Source organism: bacterium, assembly GCA_030247525.1.
GTDB lineage: Bacteria > Electryoneota > JAOADG01 > JAOADG01 > JAOADG01 > JAOTSC01.
The window spans coordinates 1-1,689 of sequence record JAOTSC010000298.1 but is presented as its reverse complement, the minus strand read 5'-3'; the positions used below and the strand labels follow the sequence as shown (position 1 = coordinate 1,689).

Genomic DNA, 1,689 nt, shown 5'->3' with positions numbered 1-1,689 from the left:
ATCTTATGCAGTTCGTAACAGTATCGTACTCGCCGTTCTCTTAATGCTTGTTCATGGGGTTGGATGGTTCGCATTCGTAATTCCAATGCGAAAAGAGTCGGCAAAGCTTCGCAAAGAGATTATTCTGCTGGAACAGAAGATAACAGCAGATGCTGCGCTTCCGCTCGATATCGAGAACTCAAAAAAATCACTCGACGAGTTACGTAAACGTTGGCTGGATCGCAAAAAAATTTTACCGAAAGATGAGAATACCCGGCTGAGTTATGGTTATATCAATGGTTTGGTAAACCGCACCAGTAAACCTTTCCCATTTGACTTCGATTTCAACGATCAAAAGGATACGATGGGATTAATGGTTCGCCGATACAGTTTTCGCGCTGATGCGACTTATCAATCGTTGTACGATTTTATCTCATTTTTCGAGAACCATAAGCGACTCATGATTATAACCGATATTCAAATGGATGCGAAACCGCTTTTGGAAGGCGAAGATGCCCGTGACAACCTAACATCGGTGAATGCAAAGCTGGTGGCTTATTCATCCGCCAGCGGCAACGACAGTATCGCCAGCCAGTTACCAAAAGCATTGAAGACGCGCTGGAATCCCTTCAAAGCACTGGTAACCGACCGACTTCCGCGAAATGAAGACAATTTAGTGGAAGTAAACCGCGCCAAACTGGTAGCAATCACAGCGGAACAGGCGTACGTCCAGGATCAAGGGAGTAAGTTAATTGTTTTAAAAGAAGGTGACCCGGTATACTTAGGTTTCGTGACTCGAATCGATGCGAATAGTGCCCGAGTTGAGTTCACATTGAATTATGGCGGATTCATTCGTAAACGAACACTGGACTTAGTACGGGAATCAGTGGTTGGAGGGTCGGTAAGGAAAACCCAAGTTCCTGGTAACAAAGAGAACTGATTGAGATTCAAAGACTCAGAGGGGCATTCTCATGCCCCTCTTTTACTTTCAATTGTACTTAGAGTAATTGCATCCAACACTCACAAACACATCATATCTTTAATATACAATTACTTATATCATTATATGTGATTTCTAACACGTTGGATTAATCTCTATCATACACATTCGCTTGCTTCGAAGTTTGTAATCGATAATCTTCCAAATGAGAGTCCAATTTAACCGAGGCGCGTTGCACGATGAATGTACAAACAATGCTCGTTTTAGGCGCACTCACGCTTATCGGCGCGATTACTTTACTCGTGAATCGCAATATGTTCGATACGTCGGAACGAGTGACAGAATCCAATGTTATCATATCTGCTCTTAGCCTCGGTGAGGCTACTATCAGTTCGGCAATGAATTATCGATACGATGAAAGCGTTACTGCAACGACACTTGCTCAGTTCACTGTTTCAACCGGATTAGGTCCCGAGTCGGGAGAAGTATTTCCCAACTTCGATGATGTCGATGACTTCAACCGTTTAAACAACAAAGTTACGATGGGGGGGATAGACTTCCAGTTAATCGGTTCCGTTTATTACGTCGACGATGACGATCTTTCTACTAAACTAACAACAACTTCCTACAATAAGCGTATGATGATTCAAGTGAAATCAGCTTATCTCTACCGGCTGCCCGATAGCGCAGTAACTTTAAGTTACGTTGCAACGTATCAAAAGCTTTTCAAGTAAGGTGGTGAAAGATGAACACTGGTCTCGATTTAGCGT

2 protein-coding genes are annotated in these 1,689 nt (G+C 43.0%); both read left to right on the top strand.

From position 1 onward, the window contains the following. Positions 1–919 (top strand): hypothetical protein (locus OEM52_15180; GenBank protein MDK9701475.1); only part of this gene is annotated, 919 nt, incomplete at its 5' end. A 239-nt stretch (positions 920–1,158) separates the two neighbouring features. Further along, positions 1,159–1,653 carry a hypothetical protein gene (locus OEM52_15175; GenBank protein MDK9701474.1) on the top strand — a complete coding sequence of 165 codons (495 nt, stop codon included), beginning with the start codon at positions 1,159–1,161 and terminating at the stop codon, positions 1,651–1,653. Positions 1,654–1,689 lie beyond the last annotated feature (36 nt).

Coding starts and splice junctions, on each gene's coding strand:
- OEM52_15175 (MDK9701474.1), top strand. CDS start 1,159: ATGAATGTACAAACAATGCTCGTTTTAGGCGCACTCACGCTTATCGGC.